The following is a 16342-nucleotide window of genomic DNA, read 5'->3' on the forward strand; positions in this document are numbered from 1 at the left end:
TTATTTAATTAAGACTGCGTTGAATTTAAAAGGTTTAATTACATTTTAAATTTAGATTACACCCAGTGTCTGCATATCTACCAAATTTTTATATACACCACTTGATTTTAGCAGTTCATTATGGGACCCTTGTTCTACAATTTTACCTTTCTGTAACACAATAATGGTATCCGCATTTTGTATAGTGGACAATCTGTGAGCAATAACAATAGATGTGCGGTTGCGCATCATTTTTTCGAGTGCATCTTGCACCAGCCTTTCGCTTTCAGTGTCCAGTGCAGAAGTTGCTTCATCCATAATCATAATCGGAGGGTTCTTTAAAACTGCTCTTGCGATAGAGAGACGTTGTTTTTGTCCGCCACTAAGTTTATTACCGCTATCTCCGATATTTGTGTCATAGCCCTGTGGTAATTCCATTATAAAGTCGTGAGCGTTGGCAATTTTGGCAGCAGCCTTAATTTCTTCAATACTGGCATTCTCCTTTCCCAGTCCTATATTATTCTTTACCGTATCATTGAAAAGAATAGAGTCTTGTGTCACCAGCCCTATAGGATCTCTCAGTGATTTTTTAGTGAGGTCCTTAATATTGGTATTATCAATTTTTATTTCACCTTCATTGATATCATAAAACCTGGTAACCAGATTTGCAATTGTACTTTTACCGCTACCTGACTGGCCTACTAAAGCAACTGTACTTCCTTTTGTAACATAAAGATTGAAATTATTAAGAACATATTCATTGTCATATTTAAAAGCAATGTTTTCTATTGTTATCCCGGTATTAAAATCAGTTTTTACAATAGCATCTTTCTTTTCAGCAATTGGGTTTTTTGTTTCTAAAATTTCTAAAATTCTTTCGGCAGCGGAATTGCCTTTTTTGATCCCATATAAGGCTTTGCTGATTTGCTTGGCCGGAGTAAGTATGTTATAGGCCAATCCCATATAGGCTATAAACTCTGAAGCGCCCAGAGTTTTATCTATAAGTACCATTTTTCCTCCAAACCAAAGCAGAACACCAATAACAAGTATGCCTAAAAATTCTCCGGTAGGGGATGCGAGATTTTGTCGGTTAAGTAATGTATTAGAGAATTTAAAAAAACGTTCTGTAGAATTTTTGAATGTACCATAAAATTTAGATTCTGCGTTAAATGCTTTAATAACCCTAAGTCCGCCTAAAGTTTCTTCAATTATAGACAGGAATTCACCCTGTTCTTTTTGTACCTTATCTGAATTCTTTTTAAGAGATTTTCCAATTCTTGAAATTATCATTCCTGCAATTGGAATAAAAATAAAGACAAAGAGTGTAAGTTTAACGCTTATTAAAAACATGATGCTTATTGTGAAAAGTATGGTAAGCGGTTCTCTAACGATTAACTCAAGGATAGATAGAAATGAATATTGAATTTCAAGAACATCAGATGAAATTCGCGCTATTACATCGCCTTTTCTTTTCTCAGAATAATAGGATAGGGGAAGGTCTACAATTTTTTGATACATCCTGTTTCTTACATCTTTAAGAACTCCATTCCTTAAAAATGTAATAAAATACATGGCCATATAATTAAATAAATTCTTTAGGAGAAAGAGTATCAGTACCAAACCAATGACCAAAACCAAGCCCTTCATTTCATCTTCACCCGAATAATCAGTTACCTTATAATTTATATACTCTTGAAGATAGTCTTTTAAATTTCCAAAACCACTATATACAGGTGCCTGATACACTTTTTTGGTTTTATTGAAAAGCACATCCAGCATAGGAATCAGTGCGGCAAAAGAAAGCGCACTAAAAAGCGCATAAAGAATATTAAAAAAAATATTTAAGAATCCGTACCTGCGATACGGGAGGGCAAAACGCAGGATTTTTTTAAAATATTCCATTAATGAAGCTTCAGTTCTGTGAGGATCCTTTCGATACGTGTATCCAATTCCGTATCAACTTTTTTAAAGTTTTCCGCGGAATCCAAATTGGTATTAATGCTAAAATAAAATTTAATTTTTGGTTCTGTACCACTGGGCCTGGCTGCCATTCTGGTACCATCTTCGGTAGTATAGATTAAGACGTTAGATTTTGGGATGTCAATTTGTTTTACTTCACCGGTAGCGAGGTTCTTAGAAGTAGAAGTATTATAGTCATCAACGATAACCACATTTGCACCTCCAATTGATTTTACCGGATTCTCTTTAAAGTCAATCATCATTTGGTTTATCTCTTCCGCACCGCTCATGCCTTTTTTGGTTATTGAAATCAACTTTTCTTTATAGAAACCATAATTAACATAACAATCAATTAGCTGTTTATAAAACGAGCTGCCATTTGCTTTTGCATCCGCAGCTATTTCGCAGGCCAGTAAGGTAGCTGTAACCGCGTCCTTATCTCTAACAAAATCGCCAACCATGTAACCAAAGCTTTCTTCACCACCACCTATAAAATATTGTTCGGGAAAATCTTTGATCATCTTCGCAATCCATTTAAATCCTGTTAAAGATGTTTTGCACTCCACCCCATAGCTTTTGGCCATTTCATCCATCATAGGGGTAGATACTATGGTTGTAGCGATAAACTCATTTCCGGTAAATCCTTGCTTTGCTCTCTGATCCAATAGAAATTTGGTCATTAAAAGCATGGTTTGATTTCCATTCAGCAATTCCATTTTCCCTTCAAGATTTCGGACCGCTATTCCTAGTCTATCGCTATCCGGATCTGTTCCTACAACCATATCGGCTCCAATTTCTTCTGCCTTTTTCATTGCCAGGGTGAGTGCTTCAGGTTCCTCTGGATTGGGCGATTTAACCGTAGGAAAATTGCCGTCTGGTACCGCCTGTTCTTCTATTATTGTCACATTGTTGTAGCCAGCTCGTTTCAGCACTTCGGGAATAACTGTAATTGAAGTGCCATGCAGAGATGTAAAGACAATTTTAAAATTGTCCTTTTCTTTTGCACCAAAGCTTCCATTTTTCACAGATGCTTGTATAAAAGCCTCATCAACTTCGCTGTCTATTAATTCAATCAGGCTAGAATTGGCATTAAAATTAATTTCTTCGTACTTCAGCCTATTTATTTCTTCAATGATTTCATTATCCTGCGGAGGCACAATTTGTCCGCCATCTGTCCAATAAACCTTATATCCGTTGTATTCGGGCGGATTATGTGATGCCGTCAAAACTATTCCGGCATTGCAGCCCAAATATCTGACAGCAAAGGAAAGTTCCGGAGTTGTACGCAATTGGGAGAAAAGAAATACTTTTATTCCGTTCGCCGAAAAAACATCGGCCACTGTCCTTGCCAGGGTATCACTGTTATGTCTGCAGTCATAAGCAATTACTACTTTTAAATCTTCACCGGCATAAACGCTTTTCAGATAATTGCTAAGTCCCTGAGTACTTTTGCCTAAAGTATATTTGTTTATTCTATTGGTGCCAACTCCCATGATACCCCTCATACCTCCGGTACCAAATTCCATATTTTTATAAAATCTGTCCTTTAGATCTTCGGGATCATTGGCTATAAGATTCTGAATTTCTTTTCTGACCGAGGGATCAAAAAAATCGGTTTGCCATGCTTTGGCATTGGAAAGAATGTCGTCCATTTGTATGGAATTTTCGATTGAAAATTTAAAATTACAAAGAATATCTGTTTTAAGGCCTTGAAAGATTTAATTCTTCAGAAATGGTATAGCGTTGAACATTTACTCTCGACCTAACCATTATTTCTCCGAGAAACCCGGCAAGAAAAAATTGTGTTCCAATAATCATTGAAGTAAGTGAAACGTAAAATTGTGGTCTTTCAGACAGTAATCGCCCAAAGGGATTAATAAAAAGTTTGTCAATTCCAAGATAAAGGGCAAAACCAAAACCAATAATAAACATCAGAACACCTAGCGCCCCAAATAAGTGCATTGGACGTTTACCAAACTTGGAAACGAACCAGATAGTAATTAAATCTAATAATCCGTTAATAAAACGCTCTGCTCCAAACTTTGTTTTACCATATTTACGGGCCTGATGTTTTACAACTTTTTCACCTATATGGGAATAGCCTGCATTTTTAGCCAGAACAGGTATATATCGATGCATTTCTCCCGAGACTTCAATATTTTTAACAACATCATTTCTGAAAGCCTTCAGCCCACAATTAAAATCATGTAATTGGACATTGGAGGTAATTCTTGCAGCCCAATTAAAAAGTTTTGAAGGAATATTCTTCGAGAGCAGGGAATCATATCTTTTTTTCTTCCAGCCTGAAACCAGATCAAATCCTTCCTTTGTAATTAGGTTATAAAGTCCTGGTATTTCCTCTGGATTATCCTGTAAATCTGCATCCATTGTAATAATTACATCACCTTGTGCCACTTTAAACCCCGAATGAAGTGCCTGTGATTTTCCAAAATTCTTATGAAAGCGTATGCCTCTTACGTTTTCATTCTTTTCCACTAACCGTTCAATTACTTTCCATGATTGGTCTGAACTGCCATCGTCAATAAAGAGAATTTCGTATAAAAAATGATTGGATTGCATAACACCGGCAATCCAATCATGGAGTTCTTCTAAAGACTCTTCTTCGTTAAGTAAAGGAATAACTATGGATAGATTCATTGAGTTCTAAGGGAAATTCCTGCCAAAAGTACAATTTTTAATAATTAATAATCCGGTTTTGCTTTTTTCAGGATCAAACCTCCTATAAGTCCGATAATTAAACCAGCTATGATATAAAAGATTAAAATGAAAGGATAAGTAATCCAGAAATAATTAATTGTACCATCATACTGTTGTTGTATTTGTGCATCGGACAACTGACCACCCGCTTCACTTGCTGCTTTTGTGGTTTCTGCAATTTTTACTGCAAAATCCGGATCGAGTACATTAGATAAAAACAAGGTATAAATAACTGTTATAATTGCAGCAACTAAGCCTATTCCGGCTCCTAGTTTTAAGGCCTCACTTAAGGTTAAAAATCCTTGATTGGCTTTTCTAAAGTTGAAAATACCCCAAATAATGACGCCAACCATAATTAATATGGTTATTACTGTATTACTGGGGTCTTGTGAATAATGAGCATCCATGCTATATAACATAATGCTAAATACTAATAAGATTACTCCCAGGATTAATCCGTAATTCAATGAAAACTTTCCGGTTTTAGGTTGATTTTCTTCCATTTTTAAAAGATTTTGTTGTTTTAGTTAGTTAGTTGTTTTTGTTTGATTTTTGTTACATTTAAATATACAATATTTTGAGTTTTCTTTTTTGGGAAATTAAAATTGTTGTTTCTGAGAAAATTAATTAAATTTGCAGGCTGAAAATTCAGAAGTTTAAAAGAATATAAAATGAGAAAAGGTATACATCCGGATAATTACAGATTGGTAGCATTTAAGGACATGTCTAATGATGATGTGTTTATTACCAAATCTACAGCAGATACAAAAGAGACTTTAGAAGTTGAGGGTGTAGAATACCCCTTGGTTAAATTAGAAATCTCAAGAACCTCACACCCTTTCTATACAGGTAAGGCTAAGTTGGTAGATACGGCAGGTAGAATTGATAAATTTAAGAGCAAATATAAAAAGTTTAAAAAGGAGGCAAAGCCCGCTGCTACGGAAGCTAAGGAAACTAAGCCTGATGTTGAAGAAAAGTAGACTTTTAAAATTTCAGATAAAGATGCGCCTCCGATCACTATCGGGGGCGTTATTTTTTTACTTTTATTTAAAATTTAAATAGATGAATTATATTCTCTTTGATGGCGAGGTCAGGAATTCCTTATTACCTTTTACTTTTACCAGACCTGTTGCAGATATTAGAATCGGTATTCTTACAATTAGGGAAAAATGGGAGAAATACCTCAATACAACTACAAGCACAAAGACAGAAGAATATCTTGCTAAAAAGTATCCGTTAATTAATGGCCCTGCTAATATTTTAATTAACGCCTCTTTTTGTCCAACCGAAGAACTCGTCTCTGTTATATTTAATTTAAAAAAAAATGAAGCGGTTTTTAAAGAAGATCTTGTAATTGCTTATTTCACAGAGGATGCCGAACAAGAAGTTGATTTTTCCGATTTTAATAGAATAAATTTTGAGGGGGACTTACTTAGAGTTATAAATACCTGGGATATTTTTTCTAAAAATGGGAATGCCTTACAGCAGGACTTTAATATGATTACAAAGGGAAGGAAAAGTGCTCCAGTATCTTCTACCAATCATTTAATTAATGCTGAGCATATTTTTCTTGAGGAAGGTGCCAAAGTGGAATACAGTATTTTGAATGCCAGTAATGGCCCTATTTACATGGGAAAGGATTCCGAAATTATGGAAGGAAACCTAATTCGCGGAGGATTTGCACTGTGTGAAAAGGCAGTTGTGAAAATGGGGGCTAAGATTTATGGACCAACGACAATTGGTCCCTATGGCAAAGTATGTGGAGAAATAAATAATTCGGTAATTTTTGGATATTCGAGCAAAGGACATGATGGTTATTTAGGAAACTCCGTGTTAGGAGAGTGGTGTAACATTGGTGCGGATTCCAATAATTCAAATTTGAAAAATAATTATGCCAAAGTGCGTTTGTGGAATTACGACACTGAGCGATTTGAACATACGGGGCTTCAATTTTGTGGCCTTATGATGGGTGATCACAGCAAGACCGCTATTAATACAATGTTTAATACAGGAACCGTGATTGGGGTAAACGCAAATATCTACGTGCCGGGATTTCCAAGAAATTTTATACCCAGCTTTAGTTGGGGTGGGGCTTCGGGGTTTACAACATATCTTCCGAACAAAGCATTTGAAGCTGCGGAAGTTATGATGGCAAGAAGAGGGGTTGTTTTTGATGAACAAGAGGCCGCTATCCTTAATGAAGTTTTTGAATTGACAAAGAAATACCGGAATTACTAACTGATAAAACCTTATGTATTCAAAGAGACCAATATGCGCAATAAAAGGCTTCAGGTGTTTTCCAAACGGCTATAGTTTAAATGTTTTGCGCTAAATTTTGATATCTTTGCCATCTCTAATTTTGTATCATAATATTTAATGAAGAAGAGAGTAGCATTTTATACCCTAGGCTGTAAGCTAAACTTTTCTGAAACTTCGACCATTGCCAGGAGTTTTGAGAATAAAGGATACGATCGTGTAGATTTCTCGGATCGTGCAGATATGTACGTTATAAATACCTGTTCGGTAACCGAGAATGCGGATAAACGTTTTAAAACGATTGTAAGACAGGCACAAAAGACAAATCCCGAAGCTTTTGTTGCAGCCATTGGTTGTTATGCCCAATTAAAACCGCAAGACCTGGCAGATATTCATGGTGTGGATCTGGTTTTGGGTGCTTCAGAAAAGTTTAAAATATTAGACTATATCAATGATCTTTCTAAGAATGATTTTGGTGTAGTTCATTCCTGTGAAATTGAAGAGGTAGATTTCTATGTAGACAGCTATGCCATTGGCGATAGAACCCGTGCTTTTTTAAAAGTCCAGGATGGTTGCGATTATAAATGTACCTATTGTACTATCCCTATGGCCAGGGGTATTTCTAGAAGCGATACCCTTTCAAACGTATTGAAAAATGCAAGGGAGATATCAGAACAAGGCATAAAGGAGATCGTACTTACCGGGGTTAATATTGGGGATTATGGCAAAGGAGAATTTGGAAATAAAAAGCACGAGCATACTTTTTTTGATCTTGTAAAAGCTTTGGATAAGGTTGAAGGTGTTCACAGATTACGAATATCTTCTATAGAACCTAACCTACTGAAAAATGAAACCATCGATTTTGTTGCTCGCAGTAATACTTTCGTCCCTCATTTTCACATCCCTTTGCAGAGTGGGAGTGATGAACTTCTTAAATTAATGAAAAGGCGTTATCTCACAGATCTTTATGTGGATAGGGTAAAAAGGATCAGGAATGTGATGCCTCATTCGTGCATTGGTGTAGACGTTATTGTGGGATTTCCCGGTGAAACGGATAAACACTTTTTGGAAACATATAATTTTTTAAACGAGTTAGAAATCTCCTATTTGCATGTTTTTACATATTCAGAACGAGATGGTACTGTGGCTGCAACTATGTCTGAAGTAGTACCAAAAAATGTCAGGAGTAAGCGAAGTAAAATGTTACGGGGCCTGTCTGTTAAAAAAAGAAGGTCATTTTATGAGAGCCAACTTGGCCATAAAAGAACTGTATTGTTTGAAAGTGAGAATAAGGAAGGTTATATCCATGGGTTTACCGATAATTATATAAAAGTAAAAACACCCTGGAATCCGGAATTAGTAAATACTTTACACGAAGTAACCCTTGCTGATATCTATGAAGACGGATTGGTTCAAATAAATTTTGCGCTAAATGAAGCATGGGCATAAAAAAACCTCCTAAAAGGAGGTTTGTAATTTTCAAATCCGGATACCTACCGGGAGCATTTCCTTATATTGTCTGTTTTTTCGTAAAAAACCTGCAATTTGAGGACTTGTTGGAACCACTCTGAGGTTTTGTTCCTGTATATGATTCAAAACAGATTTAATAAATTCTTCTTTAAACCCTTCTTGAGATATTTCCTCAGGAATAACCAATTTAGTAAGAAAAACTTTTCTTTCCTGCGAAGAGTATTCAATCTTGGCAAGATGACCATCAACCTTAGTTTCAAATTGACGTAAGAAACTATTATCCTTAATTGCTACTTCATTCATATAGTATGATTTAAAATGGTTTCAGATAAAAAAATTACGATCTTGCATTAATCGTAATTATCTATATTGTCGGCTAATGTTTAATACCCCAACTGGCAGTGGTAATTTATTAATCAGCGCACAAAATTAAGAAAAATATTGCTAATTTCCTAGTAAAATCAATAGTTTAGATTAAATGAACAATACTAAAATTCCAGTTTATTTCATGCCGGGAATGGCCGCAAGTTCTGCTATTTTTAAAAACATTGATTTGCCAAAGGACAGATTTGAAGTACACTTATTGGAGTGGTTTGTTCCCGAATACGGAATTACTTTTGAAGCCTATGCAGCTGCAATGTGTAGTCAAATAGGGCATGAAAGACCGGTACTTATAGGCGTATCATTGGGAGGAATGCTTGTACAGGAAATGTCAAAGCTTATAGAAGTAGAAAAAGTAATTATCATTTCGAGCATCAAACAAAAATCAGAATTACCTAAACGGCTACTATTTGCTAAGTACACCAAAATACACAAATTACTTCCAACCGGTTTAATAAATAATGTTGAGCTTTTAGTTAAATACGCCTTTGGGGAGATGGTTACAAAACGGCTGGAATTATATGAAGAATACCTGGCAGTGCGTGATAAATACTATATTGATTGGTGTATAGACAAGATAGTTCATTGGGATCAAAGCAGTTACGATCCGAATTTAATTCATATTCATGGCGATAATGATGCGGTTTTTCCTATTCAATATATAAAGAATTGCCATGTGGTTCATAATGGAACCCATACCATGATTATTCATAGATATAAATGGTTTAATGAACGATTGCCCACAATTATTTTGGAATAACGGAGTTGTATTTTATACCTTTGATAGGTAGCTAAATTATTTATTATGAGATTAATTAAGAATATACTTATGATTTTAGGGGTTGCTTTTGTAATTAGCACCTTAATCTTTGCTGTTCAGCAAGGAGATAATTTTGGTGATGAATATCAGGGGAATGATATAGAAATAATGGACAAAAATGTTTCTAATGAATATCGAATTTCAGCTATTGAAATTCCATCCGATTTAAATTTTGCTAAAGAAACAGTCCCCCAGGAAGACCCTGAAATAATGGAACGTGTAGACAGGGAATTTTTGGTAAACACCTACTGGCAGTCAAATGCTTTACTGTTAATGAAACGCGCCCACAAATATTTTCCTGTAATTGAACCTATACTTTCTAAAAATGGCATACCAGATGATTTCAAATATTTGGCAGTAGCCGAAAGTGGTTTGCAAAATGTGGTATCCCATGCCGGAGCTACAGGATTTTGGCAAATAATGAAAGCCACTGGCCGTGAATATGGTCTGGAAATAAATGCTAATGTTGATGAGCGTTACCACCTTGAAAAGTCTACTGAGGTGGCATGTAGATACTTGCAGAAATACAAAGAAAAATATGGTAGCTGGACCCTTGCTGCAGCTGCTTATAATGCCGGTCCGGGCTCTATAAATAAATATATGGGCATACAAAAGGCGAATGATTATTATGATTTACTATTAGGAGAGGAAACAGGCCGCTATGTTTTTCGGATACTGGCCATTAAGGAAATACTAAGCAATCCCGAAAAATACGGTTTTGATATTGAAAGTGATGACCTTTATAATGCAGTACCAACATTTAATGTTGTTGTAGAAGAACCGGTGCAAAATTTTGCAGATTTTGCTCAGGAGTATGAAATCAACTACAAAATCCTTAAACGGCATAACCCATGGTTAAGGGAACCTCATCTAAACAATGCTTCAGGTAAAACATACACTTTAGAAATTCCTAATAAGGGGTATTACAAAGTATCAAAGTAAGTCTTTATATCTTCTTCATTTGCTGCTGCATCATTTTTATCTGATCCGTTAGCATGTTGTTCTTATCAAGTTTTTTGGCTTCCTGAAGGAGTGTTGTGGCTTCTCTTTTTCGCCTTTTTTGCATGGCTATACCAGCCAGACTAAGTTTAGCCATGGCAACATCATAGTCCATATTTAAACCCAATTTTAGTGCCTTCCTAAAATATTTTTCCGCCTGGGTAAGATTCTTTTGGGAAAAGATAATACCGTACAAGTAATTGTAATAACCTTGCTGTTTTTTGGTAAGAGAAGATTCAGGGTTTTTTATTTTCTGCAACCATTTTTCTGTTCCTTCCATATCTTGTTTACGCATCCTAAGGAAAGCCAGAAGTATAAATTCATTTCTGAAATAAAGAAATACAAAAATTGAAGAAAGTAAAATCAAAAAAATACCGTTTCCAATATTGCCTTCTATGAATTGGTAGACAGCATATATGATGATAAGACCGGCAATAACCAGTTTAATATTCTTGTTGAACATATTTAATTTTCTATTAATTCGTAAATAATTGTGGATTTTATAATTGTTGGAATTTCCTGATCACCCATCTGGGCCATAGTTGTATACCCTTCAGCTAATCCATGAACCGTCATTTTTTTAACAAAACCAGTTGTGATATCGGTAATTACAGATGAGTTCTGTATACCTTCTAGTTTCATTGTTGAAGAAGCCTCAACAACATCCATTACCACCAGGGCTTTTCCCTCTATTTTAGCACAAGCTTCGGTAATTTCATTTAGGGTCCATGTGTTATGAGCCTTGAGTTTACCTGTATATTCATTTTTCCAGCTATCACCTACCTCAATTGGAGTTTCAGGGTATAGGTATGTCAGTTGTTTGTAACTATTGGAAAGCGCTTCTGAGCCAAATTCCTTTTCCAGAGATTTTGTCATCATGTTTAATGAAAATTCATCTTCCAAACCAGATGCATCAGCCATTTTTGCTACAAGGCTATCACCTCCGCTTACATCTAAAATATCGCCCGATCGAGCTAAAATGATTTGTATAGGAACATCTAAAAGACTATTAAAGATTTTAGATTGCGCATCATCTTGTTCAAAATCTTTAGCGTGTACGTTCATCAATTCTCCTTGAATACTTGATATCATTTTTAAGTTCAGATCTTTAAACATGACATCTATAGCATAGGTATTATTGGTATTTCCCTTAACTCTAAATTCCAATATTCCCATGAGTGTATTGGTGATTTCATGGCTAGCTCCGTCTATTTCCTGGGTTATTATTTGATTTGCGTCCTGCTTAATCGTAAAAACATCACCCAGTGATAGGTCGTACTGTATTGTTGATTGCCCAAGTAACGTTGTATTAATGAGTAGATAAACCAGGATATATGATAACTTTTTCAACTTTTAATGCAAGAATTTTGAAGTTCCCGCAAAAGTACTAAAACTATCCGAAATATTTTTTTAATTCCATTTGCCAAAGCAAAAACTCTTCGTATATTTGCGCCCAGATTTTGGGAAGCCAAAGTAAAAAAAGCAGTAATGAAAAGAACATATCAGCCATCCAAGCGCAAGAGAAGAAATAAACATGGATTTAGGGAGCGCATGGCTTCAGTAAGCGGACGTAAAGTTCTCTCGAGAAGAAGAGCTAAAGGAAGAAAAAAACTTAGTGTATCTTCAGAGCCGAGACATAAAAAATAATGATTGAATTCTTTAAAATAATTAGGTGTTACTTTTTAAAAGTAGCACCTTTTTTTTATCCAATAATTAATAAAAAAGCTAAATAATAAAGAAATGCCAAAACGTAAAGATTTAAAATCAATACTAATAATAGGTTCCGGACCTATAATAATAGGACAGGCATGTGAATTTGATTATGCTGGTTCACAAGCTTTGCGATCCTTAAGAGAAGATGGTATAGAGACCGTCCTGATAAATAGTAATCCCGCTACTATTATGACAGATCCTTCTATGGCAGATCATATTTACCTTCTACCACTAACCACCAAGTCTATTCTTCACATATTAAAACAGCATCCGACTATTGATGCGGTCTTGCCAACTATGGGTGGACAAACTGCCTTAAATTTGTGTATTGAGGCTGGAGACAAAGGTATTTGGGATGACTTTGGAATTGAAATTATTGGTGTTGATATAGATGCTATTAATATCACTGAGGATCGCGAGAAATTCCGTGAACTAATGCTTAAAATAGGTATTGGAATGGCACCGCAATCTACTGCTACATCTTTTCTTGAGGGAAAGGAGATTGCGCAGGAATTTGGATTTCCCCTGGTTATTAGAGCCTCATATACATTAGGAGGAGCCGGTGCATCAATTGTATATAAAGCAGAAGATTTTGATGAACTTTTGAGCCGCGGACTTGAAATATCGCCTATACATGAGGTAATGATAGACAAGGCACTTATGGGATGGAAGGAGTATGAACTTGAATTGCTCCGCGATAAAAATGATAATGTAGTCATTATTTGTGCCATTGAAAATATGGACCCAATGGGTATCCATACAGGAGACTCTATTACGGTGGCGCCCGCCATGACTTTATCCGACAGCACTTATCAAAGAATGCGCGATATGGCAATACACATGATGAGAAGTATTGGCGATTTTGCCGGAGGATGCAATGTACAGTTTGCGGTGAGTCCGGATGAAAAAGAAGATATTATTGCCATTGAAATCAACCCAAGGGTATCCAGATCATCTGCCCTTGCTTCAAAGGCTACAGGGTATCCTATTGCCAAGGTTGCCGCGAAATTAGCTATTGGTTACTCTTTGGACGAATTGGAAAATCAGATAACCAAATCTACCTCGGCATTGTTTGAGCCAACACTTGATTATGTGATTGTTAAAATACCTCGGTGGAATTTTGATAAGTTCGAAGGGTCAGACAGAACTCTGGGTCTTCAGATGAAGTCGGTTGGAGAAGTCATGGGAATAGGACGTTCTTTTCAGGAAGCCTTGCACAAAGCTACTCAATCTCTTGAAATTAAGCGTAATGGCTTGGGAGCGGACGGGAAAGGATATAAAAATTATGACCAGATTATAAGTAAGCTTACTGTTCCCAGCTGGGACAGGGTTTTTGTAATTTATGATGCAATACAACTGGGGATTCCTCTTAGCAGAATACATGAAATCACAAAAATTGATATGTGGTTTTTGAAACAATATGAAGAATTGCATCTGCTGGAAAAGGAAATATCCAAATATACTATTGAAAGTCTGCCTAGGGAATTGCTGCTCGAAGGTAAACAGAAAGGATTTGCCGATAGACAAATAGCCCATATGCTCGATTGCTATGAGAGTGAAGTGCATACGAAAAGAGTAGCACTAAAGATTAACCGGGTTTACAAATTGGTAGATACTTGTGCTGCTGAATTTAAGGCTATGACCCCCTATTATTACTCTACTTTTGAAGAGGAAATTGAAACCCCTGAGGGAGAGCGGTTTGTGGCTAATGACAGTATTGTTACCGATCGAAAGAAGATTGTTGTACTTGGTTCAGGACCCAACAGAATAGGGCAGGGGATTGAATTTGATTATTGCTGTGTGCATGGTGTACTTGCAGCCGCTGAATGCGGTTATGAAACTATCATGATTAATTGTAACCCGGAAACTGTATCTACAGACTTCGATACGGCAGATAAATTATATTTTGAACCAGTATTCTGGGAACATATCTATGATATTATAAGACATGAAGATCCCGAAGGTGTAATTGTTCAATTAGGAGGCCAAACCGCTCTTAAATTAGCAGAAAAATTAGATAAATACGGGATTAAAATTATAGGAACCAGTTTCGAGTCTTTAGACCTTGCCGAAGACAGAGGAAGCTTTTCAAAATTATTGCAGGCTAATAATATTCCTTATCCAGAATTTGGAGTTGCAGAAAGCGCGGAAGAGGCACTGGAATTGGCAGATGTACTTGATTTCCCTCTACTGGTAAGACCTTCCTATGTCCTGGGTGGACAGGGAATGAAAATAGTAATCAATAAGGAAGAACTGGAAGAACATGTTGTAGATCTTCTGCGAAAAATACCCAATAATAAACTTTTACTGGATCATTATTTGGATGGAGCTATAGAAGCTGAAGCCGATGCTATATGTGATGGCAAGGAGGTATATATAATTGGAATAATGGAGCATATTGAACCCTGTGGCATACATTCAGGAGACTCTAATGCCACCCTGCCACCGTTTAACCTCGGGGAATTTGTGATGCAACAAATTAAGGATCATACCAAAAAAATCGCTCTTGCCTTGAATACAGTTGGATTAATCAATATTCAGTTCGCAATAAAGGATGATTTGGTATATATCATAGAGGCTAATCCCAGAGCATCCCGGACTGTTCCATTTATTTCCAAGGCATACGGAGAGCCCTATGTTAATTATGCGACCAAGGTTATGCTTGGCGAAAAGAAGATAAGCGATTTTACTTTTAATCCCAAATTGGAAGGTTTTGCAATAAAACAACCTGTTTTTTCATTTAACAAATTTCCCAATGTGAATAAAAACCTCGGGCCTGAAATGAAAAGCACCGGTGAAAGTATCTTGTTTATAGATAATTTGAAAGATGATCAGTTCTATGAATTGTATTCTAAACGAAAGATGTATTTGAGCAAATAAGTGTTATGAACTGTATTCCGAAATGTCAATAAATTAGATATTTATGGATTTTCCCGTTTTGCACCTATGCTTCTTTTATGAATGGCATAAGCCTTAGAAGGATTAACTGAAATTAGAAGATTGATTTCATCCTCGGTAAACCCTTTGGACCTTAGGAGTGGGAGCAGTGTTTTGAAGATTGTTGTATAGGGTTGAATGTTTTGCGATTTTTTCTGCGGGTCATACCATCCGGCATCGTGTGATATCAAAATTTGATCTAAAAAACCATTTCTTTTCGCATATAGTAGTTTTTCAATATGCTTGTCCATCTCCCAGGCTAAACCATCCAGGCTTATCCAACAACCTGTTTTTGCTGCTTTTTGAAGGTTTGTTTCTTCTTCTTCAGCTTGTGCATGGACCCAAATAAAAGCTTTTGGTGATACCCCCTGTTCAGATAAAATCTCCAATTGTGGCCAAAGCGCAAGAGCCTTTCCTGTATGTGAGGCAATTGTTAAACCGCTTTTTAAGTGACATAGGGCAGCGGCTGTAACTAACTTTTCATGCATGGGACTTAGGGAATCGGTATTGTCTACGCTTATTTTTATAAATCCAGGTTTTACGGTGGTGCCATCAATTCCTTCTTCAAATTCCTCCAACCATTGCTGCGCTAATTCTTCAGCTGTATTTCTCCTGGCAATGTCCGGGATAAATTTGTTATTCTGAGCCCCATAAAGCCCCGTATTAGTAATTATTCTCATACCGGTCTTGTCTGCAAGTTCCTGTAAGAGGTGAACATCCCTGCCCAGGTATTTTGGGGTGGCATCAACAAAGTATTTCACATTAAAGTCCTGAAGTTCTAACAGAAAAGGGAGCAGCTGTTTTGAAACATCATCCTTATTCCAGGAACTGGAAATAATTTTATCTGCCCCAATAAAATCTACCAATATATGTTCATGTGATAACCAAATTTCCCCTGGTTTTACGGCATGCTTTCCCTTAATATCCTGAATGTATCCAGGCTTGTTTTGGGCTATTCCACCCCAGACTACCAGAAAGAATATATATGCGGTAAGGATTTTTATTAGTTTAAGTTTCATGTAAGAGATAAAAGTGACTAAGTTATCATAAGATATTAAGACTGCTATTATTATATTTTTTCAATTAAATAGCTAAGGTTGTGCTGTTTAA

15 protein-coding genes are annotated in these 16342 nt (G+C 36.1%); 7 read left to right on the forward strand and 8 right to left on the reverse strand.

From position 1 onward, the window contains the following. Positions 1–51: 51 nt before the first annotated feature. Genes WBN20_RS07680 through WBN20_RS07695 form a run of 4 tightly spaced genes read right to left on the reverse strand, consistent with a single transcriptional unit; the run spans position 52 to position 5159 of the window. Entirely contained in the window at positions 52–1881 is a 1830-nt protein-coding gene (locus WBN20_RS07680; RefSeq protein WP_424281269.1) for an ABC transporter ATP-binding protein, read from the reverse strand. Then, the gene (locus WBN20_RS07685; protein ID WP_424281270.1) at positions 1881–3590 is read right to left on the reverse strand and encodes a phospho-sugar mutase; all 1710 of its coding nucleotides are present in this window, start codon (positions 3588–3590) and stop codon (positions 1881–1883) included. Before WBN20_RS07685 ends, WBN20_RS07680 begins: the two co-directional genes overlap by 1 nt. 49 nt (positions 3591–3639) lie before the next feature. Next, positions 3640–4596, reverse strand: a complete 957-nt coding sequence (locus WBN20_RS07690) for a glycosyltransferase family 2 protein (RefSeq protein ID WP_424275163.1) — start codon at positions 4594–4596, stop codon at positions 3640–3642. 44 nt (positions 4597–4640) lie between these two features. Beyond that, a complete protein-coding gene (locus WBN20_RS07695) occupies positions 4641–5159 on the reverse strand; it encodes a DUF4199 domain-containing protein (RefSeq protein WP_424281271.1) in 519 nt (172 codons plus the stop codon). A 168-nt stretch (positions 5160–5327) separates the two neighbouring features. Between WBN20_RS07695 and WBN20_RS07700 the strand changes: the two genes are divergently transcribed. The 3 genes from WBN20_RS07700 to mtaB all read left to right on the forward strand — a co-directional run bounded on the left by WBN20_RS07700 (position 5328) and on the right by mtaB (position 8361). Then, positions 5328–5636: a type B 50S ribosomal protein L31 gene (locus WBN20_RS07700; RefSeq protein ID WP_424271483.1), complete on the forward strand. Its 309-nt coding sequence runs from the start codon at positions 5328–5330 to the stop codon at positions 5634–5636. Positions 5637–5718: 82 nt separating this feature from the next. After that, positions 5719–6894, forward strand: a complete 1176-nt coding sequence (locus WBN20_RS07705) for a GlmU family protein (RefSeq protein WP_424281272.1) — start codon at positions 5719–5721, stop codon at positions 6892–6894. Between the two features lie 138 nt (positions 6895–7032). Continuing rightward, on the forward strand, positions 7033–8361 hold the full coding sequence (gene mtaB, locus WBN20_RS07710; protein WP_424281273.1) for a tRNA (N(6)-L-threonylcarbamoyladenosine(37)-C(2))-methylthiotransferase MtaB: 1329 nt from the start codon (positions 7033–7035) through the stop codon (positions 8359–8361). Positions 8362–8391: 30 nt separating this feature from the next. Here mtaB and WBN20_RS07715 read toward each other — a convergent pair whose 3' ends face one another. After that, the gene (locus tag WBN20_RS07715) at positions 8392–8685 is read right to left on the reverse strand and encodes a GNAT family N-acetyltransferase (RefSeq protein ID WP_348138190.1); all 294 of its coding nucleotides are present in this window, start codon (positions 8683–8685) and stop codon (positions 8392–8394) included. Positions 8686–8860: 175 nt separating this feature from the next. On the opposite strand from WBN20_RS07715, the gene WBN20_RS07720 reads away from it, so the two are divergent. Then, complete coding sequence (locus WBN20_RS07720; RefSeq protein ID WP_424273496.1) at positions 8861–9523, forward strand: alpha/beta fold hydrolase; 663 nt, start codon at positions 8861–8863, stop codon at positions 9521–9523. A 45-nt stretch (positions 9524–9568) separates the two neighbouring features. Continuing rightward, positions 9569–10525 carry a lytic transglycosylase domain-containing protein gene (locus WBN20_RS07725; RefSeq protein ID WP_424281274.1) on the forward strand — a complete coding sequence of 319 codons (957 nt, stop codon included), beginning with the start codon at positions 9569–9571 and terminating at the stop codon, positions 10523–10525. 4 nt (positions 10526–10529) lie between these two features. Here WBN20_RS07725 and WBN20_RS07730 read toward each other — a convergent pair whose 3' ends face one another. Further along, the gene (locus tag WBN20_RS07730) at positions 10530–11045 is read right to left on the reverse strand and encodes a DUF2892 domain-containing protein (protein ID WP_424273498.1); all 516 of its coding nucleotides are present in this window, start codon (positions 11043–11045) and stop codon (positions 10530–10532) included. A 2-nt stretch (positions 11046–11047) separates the two neighbouring features. After that, entirely contained in the window at positions 11048–11932 is an 885-nt protein-coding gene (locus tag WBN20_RS07735; protein WP_424281275.1) for a DUF6263 family protein, read from the reverse strand. 138 nt (positions 11933–12070) lie between these two features. Between WBN20_RS07735 and rpmH the strand changes: the two genes are divergently transcribed. Together rpmH and carB are read left to right on the forward strand one after the other, a co-directional pair. Further along, entirely contained in the window at positions 12071–12229 is a 159-nt protein-coding gene (rpmH, locus tag WBN20_RS07740) for a 50S ribosomal protein L34 (RefSeq protein WP_297702715.1), read from the forward strand. 93 nt (positions 12230–12322) lie between these two features. Continuing rightward, a complete protein-coding gene (carB, locus tag WBN20_RS07745; RefSeq protein ID WP_424281276.1) occupies positions 12323–15175 on the forward strand; it encodes a carbamoyl-phosphate synthase large subunit in 2853 nt (950 codons plus the stop codon). A gap of 41 nt (positions 15176–15216) precedes the next feature. Here carB and WBN20_RS07750 read toward each other — a convergent pair whose 3' ends face one another. Next, the gene (locus WBN20_RS07750; RefSeq protein ID WP_424281277.1) at positions 15217–16251 is read right to left on the reverse strand and encodes a phosphotriesterase; all 1035 of its coding nucleotides are present in this window, start codon (positions 16249–16251) and stop codon (positions 15217–15219) included. Positions 16252–16342 lie beyond the last annotated feature (91 nt).

Origin of the sequence: Eudoraea sp., from assembly GCF_049665975.1 — a bacterium.
Taxonomy (GTDB): Bacteria; Bacteroidota; Bacteroidia; order Flavobacteriales; family Flavobacteriaceae; genus Eudoraea.

What these genes read in the sequence shown, in the direction of transcription:
- WBN20_RS07680 (WP_424281269.1), bottom strand. Translation starts at nt 1,881, where the DNA reads ATGGAATATTTTAAAAAAATCCTGCGTTTTGCCCTCCCGTATCGCAGG.
- WBN20_RS07685 (WP_424281270.1), bottom strand. Translation starts at nt 3,590, where the DNA reads ATGGACGACATTCTTTCCAATGCCAAAGCATGGCAAACCGATTTTTTT.
- WBN20_RS07690 (WP_424275163.1), bottom strand. Translation starts at nt 4,596, where the DNA reads ATGAATCTATCCATAGTTATTCCTTTACTTAACGAAGAAGAGTCTTTA.
- WBN20_RS07695 (WP_424281271.1), bottom strand. Translation starts at nt 5,159, where the DNA reads ATGGAAGAAAATCAACCTAAAACCGGAAAGTTTTCATTGAATTACGGA.
- WBN20_RS07700 (WP_424271483.1), top strand. Translation starts at nt 5,328, where the DNA reads ATGAGAAAAGGTATACATCCGGATAATTACAGATTGGTAGCATTTAAG.
- WBN20_RS07705 (WP_424281272.1), top strand. Translation starts at nt 5,719, where the DNA reads ATGAATTATATTCTCTTTGATGGCGAGGTCAGGAATTCCTTATTACCT.
- mtaB (WP_424281273.1), top strand. Translation starts at nt 7,033, where the DNA reads ATGAAGAAGAGAGTAGCATTTTATACCCTAGGCTGTAAGCTAAACTTT.
- WBN20_RS07715 (WP_348138190.1), bottom strand. Translation starts at nt 8,685, where the DNA reads ATGAATGAAGTAGCAATTAAGGATAATAGTTTCTTACGTCAATTTGAA.
- WBN20_RS07720 (WP_424273496.1), top strand. Translation starts at nt 8,861, where the DNA reads ATGAACAATACTAAAATTCCAGTTTATTTCATGCCGGGAATGGCCGCA.
- WBN20_RS07725 (WP_424281274.1), top strand. Translation starts at nt 9,569, where the DNA reads ATGAGATTAATTAAGAATATACTTATGATTTTAGGGGTTGCTTTTGTA.
- WBN20_RS07730 (WP_424273498.1), bottom strand. Translation starts at nt 11,045, where the DNA reads ATGTTCAACAAGAATATTAAACTGGTTATTGCCGGTCTTATCATCATA.
- rpmH (WP_297702715.1), top strand. Translation starts at nt 12,071, where the DNA reads ATGAAAAGAACATATCAGCCATCCAAGCGCAAGAGAAGAAATAAACAT.
- carB (WP_424281276.1), top strand. Translation starts at nt 12,323, where the DNA reads ATGCCAAAACGTAAAGATTTAAAATCAATACTAATAATAGGTTCCGGA.
- WBN20_RS07750 (WP_424281277.1), bottom strand. Translation starts at nt 16,251, where the DNA reads ATGAAACTTAAACTAATAAAAATCCTTACCGCATATATATTCTTTCTG.